The sequence below is a fragment of the Pseudomonas sp. dw_358 genome, from assembly GCF_018449655.1.
GTDB lineage: Bacteria > Pseudomonadota > Gammaproteobacteria > Pseudomonadales > Pseudomonadaceae > Aquipseudomonas.
Genome location: NZ_JAAVUX010000057.1, coordinates 1 through 258 on the forward strand (window position 1 = coordinate 1; position 258 = coordinate 258).

A 258-nucleotide genomic window follows, 5' to 3' on the forward strand; every position below is an offset into this window, starting at 1 on the left:
TGTAGTGGTCAACTGATCCCGGACACGATGTTAAGTTTTTTCTCGGCCCGAGCCGGTGGCAGCCCACCATTAAACTGGTGCGGTCGAATCCAGTTGTACCGGTGCATCAAAAAATGGCTGATATCCCGCTGAGCTTGTTGGACCGTCGTGTAGCCCATGGTCGGTATCCACTCGGTTTTCAGACTCCTGAACACCCGCTCCATCGGCGCATTATCCCAACAATTTCCTCGCCGGCTCATGCTCTGACGCATGCGATAT

General features: G+C 53.9%; 1 protein-coding gene. It reads right to left on the bottom strand.

Annotated features, from left to right (window positions below; genetic code table 11):
* Nucleotides 1-8 precede the first annotated feature (8 nt).
* The coding region (locus tag HB675_RS25720; protein ID WP_213881970.1) for an integrase core domain-containing protein at nucleotides 9-258 on the bottom strand (250 nt) is incomplete at its 5' end.